Source organism: Verrucomicrobiota bacterium (assembly GCA_039192515.1).
Taxonomy (GTDB): domain Bacteria; phylum Verrucomicrobiota; class Verrucomicrobiia; order Methylacidiphilales; family JBCCWR01; genus JBCCWR01.
In genome coordinates, this window is record JBCCXA010000007.1 from 90,255 (window position 1) to 108,967 (window position 18,713).

At 47.4% G+C, this 18,713-nt stretch carries 18 protein-coding genes; 5 read left to right on the forward strand and 13 right to left on the reverse strand.

Going from position 1 to position 18,713, the window contains the following annotated elements:
* The gene (locus tag AAGA18_05055) at positions 1–1,725 is read right to left on the reverse strand and encodes a nucleoside recognition domain-containing protein (GenBank protein ID MEM9444704.1); all 1,725 of its coding nucleotides are present in this window, start codon (positions 1,723–1,725) and stop codon (positions 1–3) included.
* Positions 1,722–2,867 carry an NAD(P)/FAD-dependent oxidoreductase gene (locus tag AAGA18_05060; GenBank protein MEM9444705.1) on the reverse strand — a complete coding sequence of 382 codons (1,146 nt, stop codon included), beginning with the start codon at positions 2,865–2,867 and terminating at the stop codon, positions 1,722–1,724. Before AAGA18_05060 ends, AAGA18_05055 begins: the two co-directional genes overlap by 4 nt.
* Before the next feature lie 143 nt (positions 2,868–3,010).
* On the opposite strand from AAGA18_05060, the gene AAGA18_05065 reads away from it, so the two are divergent.
* From AAGA18_05065 to AAGA18_05075, 3 genes are read left to right on the forward strand one after another with little or no spacing between them, the layout of a single operon-like run.
* Entirely contained in the window at positions 3,011–4,378 is a 1,368-nt protein-coding gene (locus AAGA18_05065) for a GTP-binding protein (protein ID MEM9444706.1), read from the forward strand.
* Between the two features lie 43 nt (positions 4,379–4,421).
* Positions 4,422–4,652, forward strand: a complete 231-nt coding sequence (locus AAGA18_05070) for a hypothetical protein (GenBank protein ID MEM9444707.1) — start codon at positions 4,422–4,424, stop codon at positions 4,650–4,652.
* Positions 4,653–4,656: 4 nt separating this feature from the next.
* Complete coding sequence (locus tag AAGA18_05075; GenBank protein MEM9444708.1) at positions 4,657–5,478, forward strand: TatD family hydrolase; 822 nt, start codon at positions 4,657–4,659, stop codon at positions 5,476–5,478.
* A gap of 25 nt (positions 5,479–5,503) precedes the next feature.
* On the opposite strand, the gene AAGA18_05080 is transcribed toward AAGA18_05075, so the two are convergent.
* The 7 genes from AAGA18_05080 to metE all read right to left on the reverse strand — a co-directional run bounded on the left by AAGA18_05080 (position 5,504) and on the right by metE (position 14,272).
* Entirely contained in the window at positions 5,504–6,370 is an 867-nt protein-coding gene (locus AAGA18_05080) for a metal ABC transporter permease (GenBank protein MEM9444709.1), read from the reverse strand.
* Positions 6,367–7,155, reverse strand: a complete 789-nt coding sequence (locus tag AAGA18_05085) for a metal ABC transporter ATP-binding protein (protein MEM9444710.1) — start codon at positions 7,153–7,155, stop codon at positions 6,367–6,369. The genes AAGA18_05080 and AAGA18_05085 overlap by 4 nt, the downstream gene beginning before the upstream one ends.
* Positions 7,155–8,153 (reverse strand): zinc ABC transporter substrate-binding protein, encoded by a 999-nt coding sequence (locus AAGA18_05090; GenBank protein MEM9444711.1) that lies wholly within the window; start codon positions 8,151–8,153, stop codon positions 7,155–7,157. The genes AAGA18_05085 and AAGA18_05090 overlap by 1 nt, the downstream gene beginning before the upstream one ends.
* A gap of 31 nt (positions 8,154–8,184) precedes the next feature.
* A complete protein-coding gene (locus AAGA18_05095; GenBank protein MEM9444712.1) occupies positions 8,185–9,255 on the reverse strand; it encodes a hypothetical protein in 1,071 nt (356 codons plus the stop codon).
* Complete coding sequence (locus AAGA18_05100) at positions 9,243–10,589, reverse strand: GTP-binding protein (protein ID MEM9444713.1); 1,347 nt, start codon at positions 10,587–10,589, stop codon at positions 9,243–9,245. Before AAGA18_05100 ends, AAGA18_05095 begins: the two co-directional genes overlap by 13 nt.
* Positions 10,590–10,856: 267 nt before the next feature.
* Positions 10,857–11,699 carry a GTP cyclohydrolase FolE2 gene (folE2, locus tag AAGA18_05105; GenBank protein ID MEM9444714.1) on the reverse strand — a complete coding sequence of 281 codons (843 nt, stop codon included), beginning with the start codon at positions 11,697–11,699 and terminating at the stop codon, positions 10,857–10,859.
* Positions 11,700–11,866: 167 nt separating this feature from the next.
* A complete protein-coding gene (gene metE, locus AAGA18_05110) occupies positions 11,867–14,272 on the reverse strand; it encodes a 5-methyltetrahydropteroyltriglutamate--homocysteine S-methyltransferase (protein MEM9444715.1) in 2,406 nt (801 codons plus the stop codon).
* 82 nt (positions 14,273–14,354) lie between these two features.
* Here metE and AAGA18_05115 point away from each other — a divergent pair, with 82 nt between their 5' ends.
* Positions 14,355–15,257, forward strand: a complete 903-nt coding sequence (locus AAGA18_05115) for a LysR family transcriptional regulator (GenBank protein ID MEM9444716.1) — start codon at positions 14,355–14,357, stop codon at positions 15,255–15,257.
* Positions 15,258–15,300: 43 nt separating this feature from the next.
* Here AAGA18_05115 and AAGA18_05120 read toward each other — a convergent pair whose 3' ends face one another.
* Complete coding sequence (locus AAGA18_05120) at positions 15,301–15,519, reverse strand: hypothetical protein (GenBank protein ID MEM9444717.1); 219 nt, start codon at positions 15,517–15,519, stop codon at positions 15,301–15,303.
* A gap of 293 nt (positions 15,520–15,812) precedes the next feature.
* Complete coding sequence (gene hisI, locus AAGA18_05125) at positions 15,813–16,310, reverse strand: phosphoribosyl-AMP cyclohydrolase (protein MEM9444718.1); 498 nt, start codon at positions 16,308–16,310, stop codon at positions 15,813–15,815.
* Positions 16,311–16,366: 56 nt separating this feature from the next.
* Between hisI and AAGA18_05130 the strand changes: the two genes are divergently transcribed.
* On the forward strand, positions 16,367–16,813 hold the full coding sequence (locus AAGA18_05130) for a Fur family transcriptional regulator (protein MEM9444719.1): 447 nt from the start codon (positions 16,367–16,369) through the stop codon (positions 16,811–16,813).
* A 64-nt stretch (positions 16,814–16,877) separates the two neighbouring features.
* Here AAGA18_05130 and yidD read toward each other — a convergent pair whose 3' ends face one another.
* Together yidD and AAGA18_05140 are read right to left on the reverse strand one after the other, a co-directional pair.
* Positions 16,878–17,321, reverse strand: coding sequence for a membrane protein insertion efficiency factor YidD (gene yidD, locus AAGA18_05135; protein MEM9444720.1), 444 nt, complete (start codon positions 17,319–17,321; stop codon positions 16,878–16,880).
* Between the two features lie 22 nt (positions 17,322–17,343).
* Positions 17,344–18,369 carry an aspartate-semialdehyde dehydrogenase gene (locus AAGA18_05140; protein ID MEM9444721.1) on the reverse strand — a complete coding sequence of 342 codons (1,026 nt, stop codon included), beginning with the start codon at positions 18,367–18,369 and terminating at the stop codon, positions 17,344–17,346.
* Between the last annotated feature and the right edge of the window lie 344 nt (positions 18,370–18,713).

An 18,713-nucleotide genomic window follows, 5' to 3' on the forward strand; every position in this document is an offset into this window, starting at 1 on the left:
TCAATGGAGTGGGTTTAGGGGTGATAAAATCAGTAGAGCGCCAAACCAGGCAATGCATAGAGAAAAGAGTGCGGCATAACATACTTGTCGTCCGACCATCTTGAGAGCGAAGCTGGGGCGCATTTCTTTTGCCACCGCTAGCAAGGTGACAAGGCAAGGTAACAAGACACCTGCAAGGTAGACAGCTGTTAGTACTTGAATAGGGGTATCTAAAGGAACTTTAAGTAAATTCCGCTCGGCATTTAAAAGGCCAATGGCTATGCCATCTTTGCGCACGGAGCCGAGCACAATAGCAAGTGCGGCTTCCGGCGGCAGGTTGAAGACAGCCATCACTGGCGCCAATAAATGCGTGAATCCATGGAGTACCCCCGACCATTGTAATAAACCGGCAATGATACAAATTCCAACGAATATCGGTAATGCCATGAGTGCAAAGTCTCGAAGACTTTGTATAGCCTCTCGAAAGACTGCTCTCCAGTCAGGCGAGCGCAGGTGACTCAAAGTCGGTAGTAATATCTTGCTTTGGGCCTGGAGCAGCGCCGATGGCTTTGTCAGGCGTAAATAAAGCAGAGTTGTTAAAGCTAAAATCGCAAGATAGACCGGACCTAACCACATAAAACCCGCCGCTGCAAAAACAGCCAAAGTAGATGGGAGTTGGTAGGAACAAGCGGAGCCAAAAGAGATAGCAGATACGCAGGTTCCTCGCGAGCAAGTGGGGCAAGATCGGGTTGCGGCGACAGCAGGAACATTACAGCCAAAGCCCATTACCACTCGCACGAGGTCTCGCCCTCCTAAGCCGAAAGGCTTAAGCCATTTGTGAAGACTGTAGGAGAGGTGGTCAATCAATCCCGTGCTTTTGTAAATTCCAATCAACACGGTGAAGATGAGGATTGTCGGTAGAGCATACAAGACAAGGAAGGGGAACATGGCAACGATCCCATAGTCGCCTCCAAGTATGGCGGCTAGGGGCGCAGGAAGTTCATTGAGCCAGCTAAGTAAAGGAGCTAGCAATTTCCCAACCGAATCATAGAATCGGTCGGCAAGCGCATTTGCTTGAATGACAGCGAAGCATGCTGGTCCGAAAAGCATGATTAAACTTAATGGCACAAATCTCATTGCTCGTTCTAATCCTACCTTCCACGACTTTCTCTGAGCTTTGGGAAAGGTGGGTAATTTATCAGGGCGAATCGGTTGCAAGCGACTCGACTGTTTTACTGCTATGCGCAGGTGGGATAGTTCCGTGGCATCCGGTGAACGGCTATCTAATAGCATAACGGGCACTCCCAGTTTTTCCTTCCAGCTCGCCAATAAGTGTTGTTCTTTCTCTTGATCTAGCGAGGCAAGTGAATCGCGGAAAGTAAGGATGACTGCTACCTTGCGTGATCCAAGTGTGGGTAGTATAGCGGCCAGTTCTTCACGTGCTCGGTAAGCTCGTAAAACAACTAAAACGGATTCGGCAGACTCTAAAGCATCAAGTGCGTCTCGCACGGTCGCCGCATCCGAGCCGGTTACTAGACCGGGTGTGTCGACCCAATCCCAAGACTCATCGGGATAATGTTGGCAGTGCAAGGTCGAACCGATCAAGGCAGATGAATCAGCAAAGCGACCGGACAAAGCGGATAAGAGACTACTCTTGCCGACACTTTCCAAACCGAGTACTGCCACGGATGGGCGCTTCGTCTCTGATCTGCGAGGAAATTTCTTTGCAGTAAACTCCGAGTTCATGAACGACTCTCGACAGCCTCAGCTTCCGGTTCGATAGCACATTCACAGTTTGTGCAACACTCTAGATCGTCAATCAAAAACCCTCGGCGGCGGTCGTCTTCCAGATCGGGCTCTGGATAGTTCAAATGCCGAGCAATGGATCGGGCAATCACGCCAAAGCGCGCTCGGAATTTGTAGATAAAGCAAAATTTAGAATTCTTTTGAACTAGCGATGGTCCTGAGTAATAGAGGCCGGGAAGCAGAGTGGACTCGTCGTCTTCTGTGAATTGGGGTATGGAGCCTTTCCACTCGAAGAGTTCTTTAATTGGTGTGAGTGCTGATTGAAAGCCAGTTGCAGCGATAGGGCGGTGCTTTGTGTCGAAGACTCCTCCCTCCTTCGTTTCTACAACATAGCGGTCAGAGAGGCGGTTTACCTGCACCACCGTCGAGTTTCCAAACAGAGAGAGGCGATCTGGATGATTTTTCATCATGCTAAGCAAGCGCTCTCGAGTGTAGGGGCTGAGCACTTCGCTAGGGTCTGGGTGGTCAATGTTCCATGGCTCTCCACTGGATACTACCACGACTCGCTTGCCGAGTGCCGTCAGATGAGAGGCCGCATCTATACCACTTTCGTAGCCTCCAATGACCAAGGCTTCTTCTCCCCGGAAGTCGCTCCAAGTGCGAAAGATGCTGGAATGTGCACAATATTCACTTCCCGGAAAAGAACCAGATTTGGGAAGGGAGAATTCGCCCCCTGCCCATATAACAGCCTTTGCATGATACGTTGAGTTCTCCGCATGCACTGTGTAACCATTGGGTTCCGGTATAATCTCTGAAACTCTCTCGTTTTCTCGAAAATCCAATTTGAATTGAATAGCAATTGCTTGAAGATAATCCGCATATCTCTTGCCGCTGAGGTGTTCTTTCTGAAGAAAATCCGCTGGGCTCGTGTCCGGTGTGACCGCATTCAAGTCTGTTTGAAAGAAGGGGTTGGCATGAAAAGAAGGTGTGATCAAGCGCATCTCTTCCGGCCAGCGTCGGAACGAAGCGCCAACCTTATCTGTGTCCAGTAAAATTACTTTTTCGATCCCCGCCCGCCGCAACGCTAGAGCACAGCCGATTCCGGCTGGTCCTGCACCGACGATAACGACATCGAAATCCATATCCAATTAATAAAAGTGACTTTCACTAAGTCAATACAAAAAAGGTTCCCTTCTAACTTCGGGAGCTTCATATAATTGTATTAGAAGGAAATCCTAATCTGTTTTCTTATTGACATTAAAAATGCAAGTCACTTTCATTTACTATGAGCTTTTTGATGTGGAATCCAGATGTTGCGGACAAGTCCACGACTCAAACCCCGGTGACAGTGATTAGTGGTTTTCTCGGTGCTGGCAAAACAACACTACTCAACAGGATTCTTGCGTCTACATCTCAGAAAATTGCGGTCATTGTAAACGACCTCGGAGAGATTAACATTGATGCCTCCTTAATCAAAAATGCCGTCAATGAGCAGGATGGAGTGATTACCAAAATGCTTGAGCTACAGGGTGGCTGCATCTGTTGCAGCATTGAGACGGATTTGTTGGATGCTCTTCTCGAGTTGAGGCAGCGCTTTCAACCTGGACATATCATCATTGAGGCCACGGGAGTGGCAGACCCCGGCGGGATCTTGCAAACCATGAACACAAAAAACGCTTACGGTCGAAGCGTTACGGATTTTCTAAAAATTGCCAACATGGTAACAGTGGTTGACGGAGGTAATCTGAGTCATTATCTGGAATCTCCTGAAAACACAGGGGGAGACAAAAGAAAGCACCTTCACTCAGATGGTACATGTCAGGTCTTACCTTTACAAGAGCTGCTTATGGAGCAGATCGAATGTGCGGATATTTTGCTAATCAACAAGGTGCATGTTTTAGAAGAAAAGGACCGCCATAGGTTTCGTGACTACCTCAAAAGTCTGAACCGATCTGCGGAAATATGGGAGAGCAGTTATGGAGAAGTCGATATCGAAAAACTCATGAACCAGCATCGTTTCAGCGAAGAAACGCTAAGGGGAGCTGCCTGGCGACATGCTATCCTTGATAATCAGAAGGGGCGTAGGACTGCTTGGCAAGCCGTTGAAAAAACCGATAAGCAGAAAAAACGCACGGTCAGCGATTTTCTTTCATCTGGAAATCATTCCTCTGATGGCTTCTCAATGAATTCTACTAGTGATCTCTTCTCCGTTAACCATAATCCCGAGCCAGTGGCACACCGTCACCATAGAGATTACGGACTCGAGACATTTGTTTTTAACGCAAGAATCCAGTTTCAAGAGGCTAGGTTTCTCAAAGCGATGCGAACTGGACTACCAGGTGTTCTTCGGGCCAAGGGCTTTTATTGGACCGACCGTGTGCCCACTCGAGTCGGGCTCCTTTCCATAGCCGGGAAGATGCTTCGAGCTGATTATTTGGCCGAATGGTGGCATACAATGATTGAGCATGGGAAGGTGGATCTTGATGAAGCACCGGAAATTGTCATGAAGTCGTGGCTACCGGTTTTTGGTGACCGAAGACAAGAGCTTGTGTTCATAGGAATTGGTTTGGATCAGCAGCTTATTGAAAATACGTTGAAAGAATGTTTTGTGAGTGAAAAAATTAAGGACATCGGGGTAGGACTTAAAGCCTAGGATATTCTGTTCATTACTTAATTATTCTTTATTATTAACTATCATGCTTAAGCCACAAGAAGTTATCGACAAGTACTATCTTGAAACCCGCTGTATGCTATTGGAGAGTGCAGCCATGCTGGATCGTTATCAGGCTTCAGTGAAGCGCGAAGGGTCCACTGCCTCTGATGAAAGTAAGTTGGAGGTGCTTCGAGAAGCATTTTCCATATTAGCTAGAGACGATCGATCGGATGATCGTACCAAGCAGCTCTTAGAGCTTTTTGCCCGAGTCTAATACCATGCAGATTATTCAACCTCATTATCATGCAATAGCGAGAACTGCTCAAGACTATGAGCGTATGGCAATGTCAGGAGTTGTCTGTGTTGTTGAGCCCGCATTTTGGGCGGGCTTTGATCGGGACTATCCCGAAACTTTCCTGGACTATTTTAAGCAAATCAGTGAGTTTGAACCTACTCGTGCTGCTGAATATGGGATACGGCATTTCTGCTGGGTAGCCGTTAATCCCAAAGAAGCTGAAAATCCTGAACTCACCCAGTCCGTGCTTGAGAAAATTCCTGAGTTCTTGCAAATGCCCACATGCTTAGGTGTTGGTGAAACGGGTCTTCATAAATCTACCCGGAATGAGATTGATTCGCTCCAAGCGCATGTTGAAATGGCCATGAAACAGGATCAGCTTGTTCTTATTCATACCCCGCATCTTTCAGACAAGGCGCACGGTACCAAAACGGTTTTAGAAGTGCTTTCAGGTATGGATGTAAATCCAGAACGTATATGGATTGATCACGCAGAAGAACAAACTGTGGAATCAATACTCGACGCGGGTTACTGGGCAGGTATGACTATTTATCCCATTACCAAGTGCTCTCCCAAACGCGCTGTTGATATTTTAGAGAAGTATGGAAAGGAACGCTTGCTAGTGAACTCATCTGCCGATTGGGGTCCAAGTGATCCGTTCACCCTCCAAGAGAGCATTGTTGAATTTCGTAAGAGAGGTCATTCGCTTCAGGAAGCAATTGATATTTTTCATAACAACCCTTGCGAATTCCTGGGGCAAAATGCGAAGTTTGATCTTAAGCCCATAAAGGTGTTAGAACAATAGTGTTTGAGTTACTGCTCCATGGGATTCAATTCTTGATTGGCGTAAAAGTATCACAATGGGGTTTGATTAATTTGCTAAGACCTCGCCATACATAGGCTAGGAGTAAAAAAAGGACGCTACTCAGGACGATGGTAGGTCCAGTGGGGAGGTCGTGCTGCACTGAAGTCCAAACACCACTCCATGGTGCGACAATCCCACAGACTAGGGCCACAAGAAGAAGGCCACGAAAACTTTTAGCGACGACCTTACCTGCCGCAGCCGGCACAACAATCATGGCGCTAAGCAGCAGGGCTCCCAGCATTTTCATGGAAATAACAACTGTGGCAGCCAAAAGTAGTGTGAACGTGTAGTGCAACCAGGCGTTCGGAATGCCTTGCACATGGGCTAACTCTGGATTCAGGGTCATGATTGTGAGACGTCGCATGTTGACTGTAAGGAAACACACAACTGTCAAAGCTAATAGAGATTGGTAGATGATACTAGTTACGTCATTAGCATAGATGCTACCGAAAAGAATTCCGTTAAGCATTCTGTATTTGCCCAATCCAGCGATAATGAGGACTCCGAGTGCAACACTTCCGGAAAAGGAAAAGGCGATAATGGTATCCGGCCGCAATACGCCGCTACGGCTGAGCCTGGCCATTAATAAACCGAGTAAGGTGGCAAATAGAAAGACCACGACCATTGGGTTCAGATTCCAGCCAAGCTGCTCTTCGAGAAGGAAGCCAAGGGCAACTCCTGTCACTGCGGAATGAGCCAGTGCATCACTGAAAAAGGCCATTCCTCGTAAGGTAACAAACACGCCAAGGAGTGCACAGGTCGGTCCTAAAATCGAGGCTGAAATTAAGGCGTGACGCATGAACTCGTAAGACCATATTTCAGGCCAGCTCATGCTTTCATCCTGGTATTATCTTCGAATGGATGAAAGAAACGAATGCCCTCACCATAAGCCTTGCCAAGTACATGAGAACTGAGAATTTCCTGTGGTTCCCCCAGTCCACAGATAGAACTGTTAAGGCAAGCGACTTGTTTTGCTAGACCAGCTACGAAGTGTAAGTCATGCGAGACAAATACCAGCGTCAGATTGTCAGATTCATGGAGTTGGGAGAGCATGGTCCTCAATTCATCAGAGCCCCGGTTATCGATGCTTGCTGATGGTTCATCCATAACAAGGATCTGAGGACGTTGAAGCAGGGCAGCGGCAATGAGCACTCGTTGTAGTTGGCCGCCGGAAAGTGTTCCTAACAGCTGGTTTTTCACGTCTTGAGTCCCTGTTATTAGAAGGGCTTCGGATATGCTTTTACTAACGCGAGGGGGAACGCCTCCAAGCCAAATGCCAGTCTTAGGATGATTTACAGCGAGAAACTCCAAAACGGTCAGAGGAAAGTGTTTGTCAAATCCTAGTCGTTGCGGGACATAGCCAATCCGTGGACGCTGCCCTGGCCAAAAGATGCGACCTTCACTAGGCAATTCGAGACCAATCAAAAGACGCAGAAGGGTTGTTTTACCTGCTCCGTTTGGCCCGATCACAGCAAGGCGATCGCCATGGCAAATGCTTAAGTCTATCTTATGTAACGCTTGATGCTCTCCATAGCATACACTCGCTCCCTCAATACGCAGAAGTGGCGTAGGGGGAGCACCCTGAATAGCTGCTATATCTTCTCCTTTGCAGACCATTAAGACTCCACGGTGAAGGCCGCTCTCAATGCGACCAGATTAGCGCGCATTAGGCTAATGTAGGCAGTGGCATTACCTTGGCCAACCTCCAGAGTGTTGAGAGTTGAAACCTTAGCTCCAGTTTGTCCTGCGATTTTCTTCAAGAGCTCGGGAGCGTAGGCTTCCTCGCAGAATAGAACACCAATTCGAAGTTCCTTGATCTTGTCGACTAGGGCAGCCAATTGCTTCGGAGAAGGGTCCTTTTCAGGAAATTTCGAGATCGCTCCCACATAATTAAGCTCGTAACGCTCTGCCAGATAGGGGAAAGCTTCATGAAAGGTAACGAGATTCTTATTGGGCAGCGGAGCGAGTGCAGAGGCAAAATCGGCATCAAGCTTCTTAAGCTCGGCAATGTAGGCCTTCGTGTTCGCTTGGTAAATGCTAGCATTAGAGGAATCTGCCTTTTGCAAAGCCTTGGAGATGATTTCGGCTTGTTTGAGAGCAATCACAGGGTCCAGCCACGTGTGTGGATTTTTTCCATCAGCGTGCGAATGGTCATGCCCGTGGTCATGATGTTTGTGATCATGGGCACGGTGGTCACCTGCATCTGTCAGGATTTCTTCTGGGTTATCGAGCAATCGAATACCTTTTGAAGTGTCAACTATGACTAGGTTCTTATTACCCGCTTTCTTTATCAGTTCATCAAGCCAATCTTCTATTCCGGCTCCGTTGATAATAAAGAGGTCTGCTTCCGCTAATTTACGAACAGAACTCGGTGTCAGTTGAAAATCATGTGGACCGGCTTCTTTGTCTAGAAGCTGTTCAACTTGGGCCATGTCGCCGGCGATAGCAGTTGTGTGGGACTGTATGGGTAAAAAGCTTGTGACAACTCGTAGCTTTTTTGACTGAGGCTCCTCAGCGTTAAGCATAGAGCTGGGGAGAGCTGGTAAGATGCAGAGCATAACAGTCAGCAAGGTTGGTAAAATGGCTAGGATTTTTATAGGTTTAGTCTTATTCATAATGCTTGATCATAGTATTCATTGATGTGTCTCATTTGTCGTTTCTTACGATGGTGCGGATGGAGACAATTCCCTCAGTAGTTCCGATGCTCAGGTAGGTGGAATCCGGCGAAAATTTAATATCAGTTATTGATGATTGCAAGAGTATTAACTGAGCAGGAGAGGTTTGATTTTTTGGAAGCCAGAGAAGTAGAACTCCTTCATCGTCGCCGGATGCCAAAATAGTTTGGCCGGGTGCAAAGTGCAATGCGCATACCTTTCCCTCATGCCCCAATAATTCGATAGGGGTGGCCCCATCGGGACCTTTGTTTCCTGTGCAAGGCCAGACAGTAACCGAGTTTCCACCTGCAGTTGCAAGCCATTCGCTTCTATCTTCCCATGTTAGGGCGCGGACCTTACCTTGATACCCCTGAATGTGGAGCGGTATTTGCTTGGGAACGTCGTAGATGTGCACGCTCGGAAGTTGGTCACCTGTCACAACCCAACGGCCGTCGGGACTCCAAAGCACTTTCAAGCTAGCTCCACCCCATTCAAATTTTCCAAACGGTTTTTTTTCTCCAATCCGCCACATATTGGCCCCGCCATCGCACACAGTGGCAATTTCATCGCGACGAATGGGGTTCCAGGCTAGGTCGCAAATGGTGCTTCTGTGCGAATTGAAGCTCTGAGTAATCTCTCCTGATTGTGGGTCAAAAATCAGTAGTGTCCGGTCCACTCCCACAGCTAGCAAGCTGCCATCGCAGTTCCATGCGAGAGTTTCAATCCAGCCTTTTCCGGCTAGAAATTCTATGATTGGCTTCGTGAATGGTAATGTTTCCCCGTAAATTCGAATCATACCATCCTGTCCGCAGGTGGCGAGTAAGTTACGCTTGGGATGCCACGCGAGAGAGGCGTTGTCAGAGCCGTGACCCTTCAGACTACATTTTGAGCCTTCTGCGACATCCAGCACAATAATCGATCCTTCAGAGGGCATAGCGGCAAGCAGGTTTCCGGTTGGACTCCAGCGAATGGCCAATGTGTGTTCTTCGAGTTCGATTCTTGCAAACTCAATAAGTCGATTAGCTGACTTATCGGAAGAATGGCTCTGCGTCATTTCAGGCATTTGGAGAATTCACTGTTGAGTTCTTCTCGATCTAGGTTGCGCCCTATAAAAACAAGGATGTTCTGGCGCTTGCGATCACCCCAGGGCCCGCCATCTTGAGCGTCCAGAATCATGTGCACCCCTTGGAAAATAACGCGATGGGGGTCGCCGCTAACGGCAAAGACACCTTTCATGCGAAAGATATCGGTTCCCCGTTCACTTAGGAGACGACTTAGCCATTTTTGAAGCAGGGCTTCGTCACATTCCCCCTCAATTTCGATACCAACACTGCTAACCGTTTCATCATGTTCGTGATCAGGCTTGTAGGCCTTGGCAGTTTCGGGAGAAACTGGCGTCCCTTCTACCATGATATGCATGTCAAGCTCCTCTGGGTAATGTTCAGTAAAAAAGGCATAGTAGCCCGCACCTTGTAGATCCAGAGGCCAGTGCATCTCTCCATCGTTCAGGACCAATTCATGCAGGGTAGAAGAGGAAAGCTTTACTCCAGATTTACAATCTATGACGTCCTGACTAGAAAAAAGCCTAACGGCGGTTTCCCTGGCTTGAGCCATTTCTTCTTCTGATGCCGTTTCAACTGGAACAATGGCTAGCTTCATGGATGGATCAGGATTCTGTTTTGCCACTATTTCCAACGGCTTCTTAGGAAGGGATAGAATTCCACCCCATTCAAAAGGGTACTCAGGCTCCAGAAAGCGGGGGTCAACACCAATGGCATGATCCAAATTAAAGCCTCCTACGTTAAGGATTTTATCCATTTCAACCTTTGAGTTTGTGGTCCGGTAAATCTTCGCCATGCCATTCATGGCCTTGATACGCGCTTCTAATCGATCCAGGTCCGCTGGCATTACAAGGTCCGATTTATTTAGGATGATAACATCAGCAAAAGCGATTTGCTCTTTTGCTTCGTCGGAGGAATCGAGATGTAGATCGATGTGATGGGCATCTACTAGCGTGATAACAGCATTGATTTCTAGTTGCTCGTTTATCTCGTCATCTACAAAAAAAGTTTGCACCACTGGACCAGGGTCAGCCAAGCCCGTGGTCTCAATCAGAATATGATCGAATTTGTCCTGACGCTTCATCAACCTTGCCAGAATTCTTATAAGATCGCCTCTTACGGTGCAACAAATACATCCATTATTCATTTCGAAGATTTCCTCTTCGGAGTTGATGACTAGTTCATGGTCGATTCCCACCTCGCCAAATTCATTTTCTATCACTGCGATTCTCATACCATGTTGTTCGGTCAGTACCCGGTTTAAGAGTGTCGTCTTGCCTGCCCCGAGGAAGCCGGTGAGTACTGTGACAGGGAGTTTTCTTAATGTGTTTTTCATAGCTTATTACTCAGGAATTTTACTCGAGACCTATAGTCTAGCATAGCGCAGGGGTTGGAATGGATTGCTTAATCGGTGTTACGATAATCGCGGTAGCTTTTACTCTGCAGGTCATGTGAGATGCGGTTCTATATTGATAATTAGTTATCGATGGTGAAGATAAAGTCAATTTAAATGAAAGTCGTTCTCACTAATCAACGGCACTGGTTTTCTTGCATACGATAGGTTTTATGGACTTTGCGCGGACCAAACTTATAGCCGAATGCTTCATTTGGGAACGTGGCATGATGTGACAACAGCGATAGCGTCATGCGTGTGGATGCTCTCTTCATTACGCACCTCAATCCGGAATTCAGAAATCCGAGAATCTTCCCGTAACAAGAGGACTGTGCGACGCGCTACATCCTCCACAAAGGCGGGCTGCTCATAGGCTTCCATAGTGACATGGCGTTCATCAGGTCGTTTGAGTAGGGGATAAATGGCTGCGCTGCCAGCATGCTGGAGCTTTTCAAAGATCTCTTCGGGTGGAACAATGTGGTTGTTGTGTTGCCATTTGATCATCACTGTGATCCATCCGCGTTGGCTGTGAGCCCCGTAGTCACTGATTTCACGGCTGCATGGGCAGAGTGTGGTGACAGGAACACATAGGGTATAGCCGCTGTTACTGCTATGCTCATTTTGAGATGCATGCCAAGTGGTTTGGATTCCCAGCCATGCTGGATGCTGGGTCTTAGGTGCAGGGCGGTTGACAAACCAAGTGAAGGCACAGCTCATGGAGGCGCTGGTAGCTTTCTGTTGGTAACGCATATCCTCTAGAAAGCTCTGTAAGGAGGCTGGGCTTAGGGGTTCTTCCCATTGATGTAGAGATTGAATGAGGCGACTCATGTGGACACCTCGATTCTGAGCAGCAAGAGAAACAGTGAGGTCAAAGAGACCCTCTACCTCCCGCTGCCTGCCGGTGTTGGTCTCCCATCCATCAATCATAATAGGGTAGCGCACCCGGCTAATTCCCACTTCTTGCAGTGGGATGCCGCGGCTGTCTTCGCCTGACTGTGGATCTGTCTGAGCGCTTGTCTCATTGAACGGGGTTGACAATGTCACTTCGGTCATGTCTTCAACTTTCTCGATTAACTTAGCGCATGGCGCTAGGCAAAGATAAATTTTGGTATTTCAAGTTCACTATTTTAATCCTGCAGTTCTTTTGGTTAAGGGCAAGACTAATGAAAGTAACTTTCAATAAAATAATGAAGCCATGAGTAGTGATCTCTTGGCAGTAACTAAAGCGACGAGACAGGCTTATCCGAAAGTGATCTGGTATACTTTTGGGGATTGGATGTGCCAGCACGCAAGGCTTTTGCCGTTTCAACCATATTGATGAGTGATGGCTTTACCTCTGTCCATTGTCGAGTCTTCAGCCCACAATCTGGATTTACCCAGAGGTTCTGACGCGGGAGTAATGACTCTGCTTTAGATATGAGATGAGTCATTTCCTCGGCCGGTGGTACCCGTGGGGAGTGGATGTCATAAACACCGGGTCCTATCTCGTTGGGATATTTGAAGTCTACGAAGGCATCGAGTAGTTCCATGTTGGAGCGCGAGGTTTCAATAGTGATGACGTCTGCATCCATAGCAGCTATGGATTTAATAATGTCATTGAACTCTGAGTAGCACATGTGTGTGTGGATCTGAGTGTCATCCTTGACTCCGCACGCGCTTAGACGAAATGCCTTCACTGCCCATTCGAGGTAGTCATCCCACTCACAGCGACGTAAAGGTAAACCTTCACGGAATGCAGGCTCGTCAATTTGGATTGCAGCAATCCCGGCAGCTTCGAGATCCATTACTTCATCTCGTATCGCAAGGGCAATCTGATGTGTGGTGACGGAGCGTGGCTGGTCATCCCGCACGAAACTCCATTGAAGGAGGGTCACTGGACCTGTGAGCATGCCTTTCATAGGGCGCTTCGTTAGTGACTGAGCATACTCGGACCAGTAAACGGTCATGGGTTCAGGGCGGCTGACATCACCGAAGATGATAGGTGGTTTGACATAGCGACTTCCGTAGCTCTGCACCCAACCGTTACTTGTGAATGCAAAGCCTTCAAGGTTTTCGCCAAAGTATTCCACCATATCATTGCGTTCGAATTCACCATGAACAGGCATATCGATCCCGATTTTGTCTTGAAAGGCGATACACTTGGCAGTTTCTTTCTTTAGGAATTTGTCATATTCCGTATGACTGATGGATGCCTTTTTCCAATGAGCTCGTGCCTGGCGTACTGCTTTGGTTTGTGGGAATGATCCAATAGTTGTGGTGGGGAACTCGGGCAATTGGAGCTTTTCTCGCTGCTTGGGTTGGCGTTCGGAGAATGGGGAGGCGCGATGGAAGTCGCTAGGCCTAATAGCTGCGAGACGAGTTTTTACAGCATCATTGTGGATACGCTTGTTAGATTTTCGATCTTCGGATGCAGCGCGGTTCGTTATCAAATACCCCAGACTACAAGTTCCATCTAAAAGCTGCCGGAGTTCTACCACTTCGGTTAGTTTCTCATCGGCAAAGGCTAGCCAACTTTTTAATTTCTCATCGAGTTTAGGCTCATTCTTTAAAGTAACGGGTGAATGTAACAACGAGCAACTTGGAGCAACCCAAAGCCGATCTTGACCAACCTTAGCCTTGGCCCTCTCTAGAACCTTGAGTGAGACGTCGTAATCGTTTTTCCAAATGTTACGGCCTTCGACGACTCCAGCGGAGAGAATTTTGTCTTCCGGGAAATTAGCGAGGACAGTATCAATGTCCTCTATGCCTCTAACAAAATCAAAATGCAAGGCATCAACCGGCAGGGAGAGATAGGTGTTCAGATTGTCTCGGACTCCGCCGAAATACGTGCTAACGAGCAGCTTGGCAGAGTCTTTAAAAGTCGAAAGGCTTTCATAAGCCACCTTAAACGCATTCACCTGTGGATCACTAAGGTCAGTTGAAAAAATCGGTTCGTCGAGCTGTATCCATTCCGCCCCTTTATCCAAGAGTTTGGTGATAATCTCTCTATAAACGGCAACAAGGTTATCTAGCAATGTATACGGATCAAAATCTGGGTTTCTAGAGTCTTGAACTTTACCTAAGGAGAGGTAAGTTACCGGGCCAACCAGCACTGGCTTTGGATGAATGCCCAGAACCCTTGCTTCTGAGAATTCATCAAAGATCTTAGTGCTACTCAGAGAGAACCTTGTGTCTTTATTGAATTCGGGCACTATGAAGTGATAATTCGTGTCGAACCATTTTGTCATCTCGCTGGCAAAGGTTGAAACTTTACCTGTCTGACAGTCTTTTTCTTCCTCTAACGAAGCCGCTCCTCTCTGTGTGCCACGGGCTATGGTGAAGGTTGTATCAATGTTGCTTTGATCGCCTTTCGCTTGGAAGCGTGGAGGTATATTACCGAGTAGACAACTCATATCTAACATCTGATCATAGAAGGAAAAATCGTTCACTGGAATAAGATCAATCCCTGCTGCCTGCTGCTTCTTCCAGTTGGTTTCGCGTATTTTTTTGCCCGTAGCAAGTAGTTCGGATAGAGGTAGGGTACCTTTCCAGTAGGCTTCCGTAGCTTTTTTTAATTCCCGTTTCTCACCAATGCGAGGATATCCCAATGAGTGTGTTTTAATTTGCTGATGCTTGATTAATGTCATAGATCTAACAATAATGAATCTTATCAATGAATAAAAATGGTATTAATTCATGAAACAATGAGTTTGGTTCATTGAATGTAAAATGACTCACCTAGAACGTATTCACCTCGAAATCATTCTTGCGGTTGATCAGCACGGCAGTATGACCGCAGCTGCAGATGCATTACATCTGACTCAGTCAGCGCTTAGTCATAGTATGCGAAAATTGGAGAATCAACTGGAGGTGAAGCTTTGGCATCGAGAGGGGCGCCAACTCAAGCCTACACAAGCGGGAGCCCATCTCTTGGCTACTGCGAATCGACTAGTTCCTCAGCTTATACATGCTGAGAATCGTCTCAGACAGTTCTCCCGTGGTGAACGGGGAACATTGAGAATCGGTATGGAATGTCACCCTTGTTACCAGTGGCTGCAAAAAATCACTACAACTTATTTGTTAGACTGGCCATTGATCGATCTTGACGTAAAACAGGCGTTTCAATTTGGCGGTGTTGGAGCACTCTTCGCTCATGAGATCGATCTGCTCGTTACACCAGATCCCTACCATAAAAAAAGACTCTCCTTTGAGCCAGTCTTCGATTACGAGCAGGTTTTGGTCATCGGGACTGACCATCGACTCAAAGGCTCTGACTATGTCATACCGCGACAACTCGCTGACGAGGTGCTCTTCACTTACCCTGTTTCGCCAGAGCGACTGGATATTTACACCCAATTTCTAGCGCCGTCTGGAATGACCGTAAGGCGACAAAAAGTTGTAGAAACAACTGAAATAATGCTTCAATTAGTTGCTTGTGGTCGAGGTGTTGCCGCACTGCCCCGCTGGCTGGTTGAAGATTATTCAGCAAAATACCCTATTTTCCCGGTGCGACTTGGCAAAAAAGGGGTGGCTAAGCAAATCTTTTTAGGGATCCGTCAGGAAGATAGTAACGTCGACTACATCAAATCATTTCTAGAGCGTGCCAGGACTTTTAATGCCTCACATCAGTAATTCTTTTGATTCCAAATTTCAATAACACTCCTACTCGCGAAAATCAACCACGCGACGTAGTTGTTGGCAATCGTTGAAGTTTGTTCATTAGGGCCTGTATACGGTTACTGAACGGAGGGTTAAGTGTTTTGCAAGCAACTCCCCACACTACTTCAATACCGTAGCTGCTAAGAAGCTCAATAGCCTGTCTTGCATGAGATGGATTGGGATAAAAACCTTCCGGAACAATTTTGCCTGATTCTCCTAGGTAGCACATACTCAACGTACTACACTGGATGTGCTAGCCTGGGCATCCCCCTCCCCAGGGACTATTCCATTTGTTGTCGCCATCTTCGGTACAAGAGCTCGTGTTCATAGGAATCGGTTTGGATCAGCAGCTTATTGAAAAAAGGTTGAAACGGTGTTTTGTGCACGAGAAAGAGATGAGCACCACGGTTCAGTGCCTCTTCCCATTCTCATGGACAAAGGCCCGAGATACCGCCAAACCGACAATAGTTGCCGCAGTTGCTTCGTTCTTAGAACACCTGCAATCCGAAACCTATAGGTGCCTGGATCTCAAAGCTGAGTTGGATTGGGTGCATCCCCATAAACCGCTTGAGGATCAAAAGCCTTATCGGATTCAATGAATTGGAGTTGAACCGGTGATTTTGTTTCACCAATTGGGACTTCACGATAAAAGCATGAGCGGTATCCCACATGGCATGAAGCTTCTTTACCTCCTGCATCTGGGGCGGTCAGGCTTACTTCTATGACCACACAGTCCTGATCATCATCAATGAGCATGCGTTGGACCTTCTGAAACATTCCAGAGGTTTCTCCTTTTTTCCAGAGTTTCTGCCGAGAGCGTGACCAATAGTGAGCCAAACCGGTTTCAATGGTAAGGGCTAGGGCCTCCGAGTTCATAAAAGCAAACATCAAGACCTCTCGACTTCCGGCATGAAGCGTTACGCAAGGGATGACTCCTTGTTGATCAAATTTGGGTGCGAGTTCCTTGCCTTCTTCAACCTGTTCGACACTCTCTCGTTTAGCAAAAATCAGATGGGATGTTTCCATACTTTAATCTTGAAAGATGCTGGTTGAAACGCAAGCATAATGAAAGGGACTTTCATATGAGCCGCGATAAAGGATTTCTTCAATGCATTCTCCAGTCTATTGAGCAAAGTTCATTGCGCATGACCAGAAAACGAGAGCGGTTGTTGGGTGTACTGCTTGCTATGGATCGTCCTGTTTCCGCCGCAGCCTTGCGAGATCGCGCGGGCCTTCCCGAAAGTGACCTTGTGACAGTGTACCGAACTTTAGAGGCTTTCGAGGGCATTGGCATTATCCAGAGAATACCTCTAGAAGAAAGCGGTTGCCTCTTTGAACTGGCTGACCCCGACGACCATCACCATCATTTTGTCTGCAGGGAATGCCATAAAACGGAACGTCTGGATCTCTCTTTGGCCAAGGAGTTGGAAGAACGTGCGCAGAAGTTAGGATTTAGTGAGGTTACCCACCTGATGGAAGTTTACGGGCTCTGCGAAGAGTGCCGCCCGGTGCCTGCGTCCAGTGATTGACTCCCCCATGACTAGACGGTACGACTTGAGACAAGCTCGAGTAACCTGGGCGATCAGGTGACCATCACCTCCGCATACGATTTTCAAGAACGTCAGACCAGGTAGGTGCGGTAGGGACGGGATCGAAGCCATGTCCTCCCCAAGGATGGCAGCGCAAAATCCGTTTTGTCGATAGCCATAGACCTCGAATAACTCCATGCTGGCGAACAGCCTCCATGGCGTAGGCTGAGCAACTCGGGTAGAAACGGCAGCCGCACCCAGGCCCTCCTAGGGTATGGATGATTGGGGAAAGCAAAAGTTGGTATAATCGGATAAATCCTACTAAGATTCGCTGCGGTAGGCTCATTCGCATTGCTAAACCAGAAAAGCCTTGAGTTTGCAGCCCTTCACTTTGTTTCACCGCCGTATGCTTCTTTAGATCTGGATTCACGCTCACCTGGATGTCTCCGGTCTTGCCATTTTCTTTTCTAGGATTTTCCGCCATCTTACCCGACCATTCACATAACATTTTATACGATGACGAACGTTTTTTAGCAGTCTTTTTTTACAGGCGAGCAAAGTGTTTCAGCGATTTGAACGGCATTCCAAGCCGCGCCTTTGAGTAGCTGGTCTCCACTCACAAATAGAGCCAGGCCATTTGTGGTAGTAGGGTCTTTGCGAACCCTGCCCACTAAAACATCGAGCTTCCCGGTGGCTTCTAGCGGCATGGGGAAGTGATTGGCTGCTGCATCATCTATGACTTCAACGCCTGGGGCATCCTCAAGTAGTTTAGCGGCCTCCTCTGGAGAAAGAGGGTTTTCCAGAGTGAGATTGATTGACTCAGAATGCGCGCGTAAAACAGGAACTCGTATACAAGTCGCAGAGATGGGCATATCAGGTGCATGGAAAATTTTCTGAACCTCAGCCACGATTTTATTTTCCTCTCCGTTATACCCATTTTCTTCAATTGTGGAGTTGTGAGAAAAGACGTTAAAAGCAATTTGATGCGGGAATGCTTCTTTCTTAAGAGATTCTCCCTTCGCAAAATCACGGCATTGTTCTTCAAGCTCTTGCATGGCCTGCGCCCCTGCTCCACTAGCAGACTGATAGGTAGAAACGATCATACTTTTGACCTTAGCAGCCCGATGAATAGGCGCGATGGCTACACCCAGGATGGCTGCGCAACAATTTGGATTGGCAATAATACCCTTATGCTTCTCCAGATCCTCAGGGTTTACTTCAGGGATGACTAAGGGGATGGATGGATCCATTCGATAGGCGGATGAATTATCGATTACTACCGCGCCAGCGCTTACTGCGGCCGGGACAAATTCGCGAGATCGAGTAGCCCCTGCACTAAAAAAAGCGTAGTCAATATCGCGGAAACTTTCACCACTAACCGCCTCGACCTTGTGAGCACGGCCCTGAAAATCGAGTTCCTTGCCTGCGGAACGCTCCGAGGCGAGTAGCTTTATTTTCTCCACCGGGAAGTTTCTACGTTCCAGGACGCGCAGTATCTCCTGTCCCACTGCACCCGTCGCTCCGATTACTGCTACACGAAAACATTTATCACTCATCGAACGAAGTAAGATATCCAGAGACCTTAGAAACTCAAGCGTAAGTATTTTTCAAAAAAATGCATAAAAATGACCCACCCCCTATAGATGTCTGAGGGGGGAGGTTAAGCTGTGGGTATGAGTCAAAGAAAAAGGGGGCAGCGAGATGATTCCAGGTGGAGTAAATGATAAAGATGACCCTTCTTTGTAACATACGCAGGGGGCTTTATTTTGTAGGTTCCTGCGCTAAAGAATGAGGAAAAAGGTTGGGTTACCCAAAAAAAAGAAGATCGATAACCTTGGCCTCCATATACATGTAAGTGCCTGAGGAGGAATCACTAAGCATGGGCGACAAATAAGTGGTA

Excerpts from the sequence above, each read along its gene's own strand:
- AAGA18_05115 (MEM9444716.1), top strand. The coding sequence starts at position 14,355 with ATGACTCACCTAGAACGTATTCACCTCGAAATCATTCTTGCGGTTGAT.
- AAGA18_05085 (MEM9444710.1), bottom strand. The coding sequence starts at position 7,155 with ATGGTCTGCAAAGGAGAAGATATAGCAGCTATTCAGGGTGCTCCCCCT.
- AAGA18_05095 (MEM9444712.1), bottom strand. The coding sequence starts at position 9,255 with ATGCCTGAAATGACGCAGAGCCATTCTTCCGATAAGTCAGCTAATCGA.
- AAGA18_05140 (MEM9444721.1), bottom strand. The coding sequence starts at position 18,369 with ATGAGTGATAAATGTTTTCGTGTAGCAGTAATCGGAGCGACGGGTGCA.
- AAGA18_05075 (MEM9444708.1), top strand. The coding sequence starts at position 4,657 with ATGCAGATTATTCAACCTCATTATCATGCAATAGCGAGAACTGCTCAA.
- AAGA18_05090 (MEM9444711.1), bottom strand. The coding sequence starts at position 8,153 with ATGAATAAGACTAAACCTATAAAAATCCTAGCCATTTTACCAACCTTG.
- AAGA18_05080 (MEM9444709.1), bottom strand. The coding sequence starts at position 6,370 with ATGAGCTGGCCTGAAATATGGTCTTACGAGTTCATGCGTCACGCCTTA.
- AAGA18_05100 (MEM9444713.1), bottom strand. The coding sequence starts at position 10,589 with ATGAAAAACACATTAAGAAAACTCCCTGTCACAGTACTCACCGGCTTC.
- AAGA18_05130 (MEM9444719.1), top strand. The coding sequence starts at position 16,367 with ATGAGCCGCGATAAAGGATTTCTTCAATGCATTCTCCAGTCTATTGAG.
- AAGA18_05065 (MEM9444706.1), top strand. The coding sequence starts at position 3,011 with ATGAGCTTTTTGATGTGGAATCCAGATGTTGCGGACAAGTCCACGACT.
- yidD (MEM9444720.1), bottom strand. The coding sequence starts at position 17,321 with ATGTTATGTGAATGGTCGGGTAAGATGGCGGAAAATCCTAGAAAAGAA.
- AAGA18_05070 (MEM9444707.1), top strand. The coding sequence starts at position 4,422 with ATGCTTAAGCCACAAGAAGTTATCGACAAGTACTATCTTGAAACCCGC.
- AAGA18_05060 (MEM9444705.1), bottom strand. The coding sequence starts at position 2,867 with ATGGATTTCGATGTCGTTATCGTCGGTGCAGGACCAGCCGGAATCGGC.
- folE2 (MEM9444714.1), bottom strand. The coding sequence starts at position 11,699 with ATGACCGAAGTGACATTGTCAACCCCGTTCAATGAGACAAGCGCTCAG.
- hisI (MEM9444718.1), bottom strand. The coding sequence starts at position 16,310 with ATGGAAACATCCCATCTGATTTTTGCTAAACGAGAGAGTGTCGAACAG.
- AAGA18_05055 (MEM9444704.1), bottom strand. The coding sequence starts at position 1,725 with ATGAACTCGGAGTTTACTGCAAAGAAATTTCCTCGCAGATCAGAGACG.
- metE (MEM9444715.1), bottom strand. The coding sequence starts at position 14,272 with ATGACATTAATCAAGCATCAGCAAATTAAAACACACTCATTGGGATAT.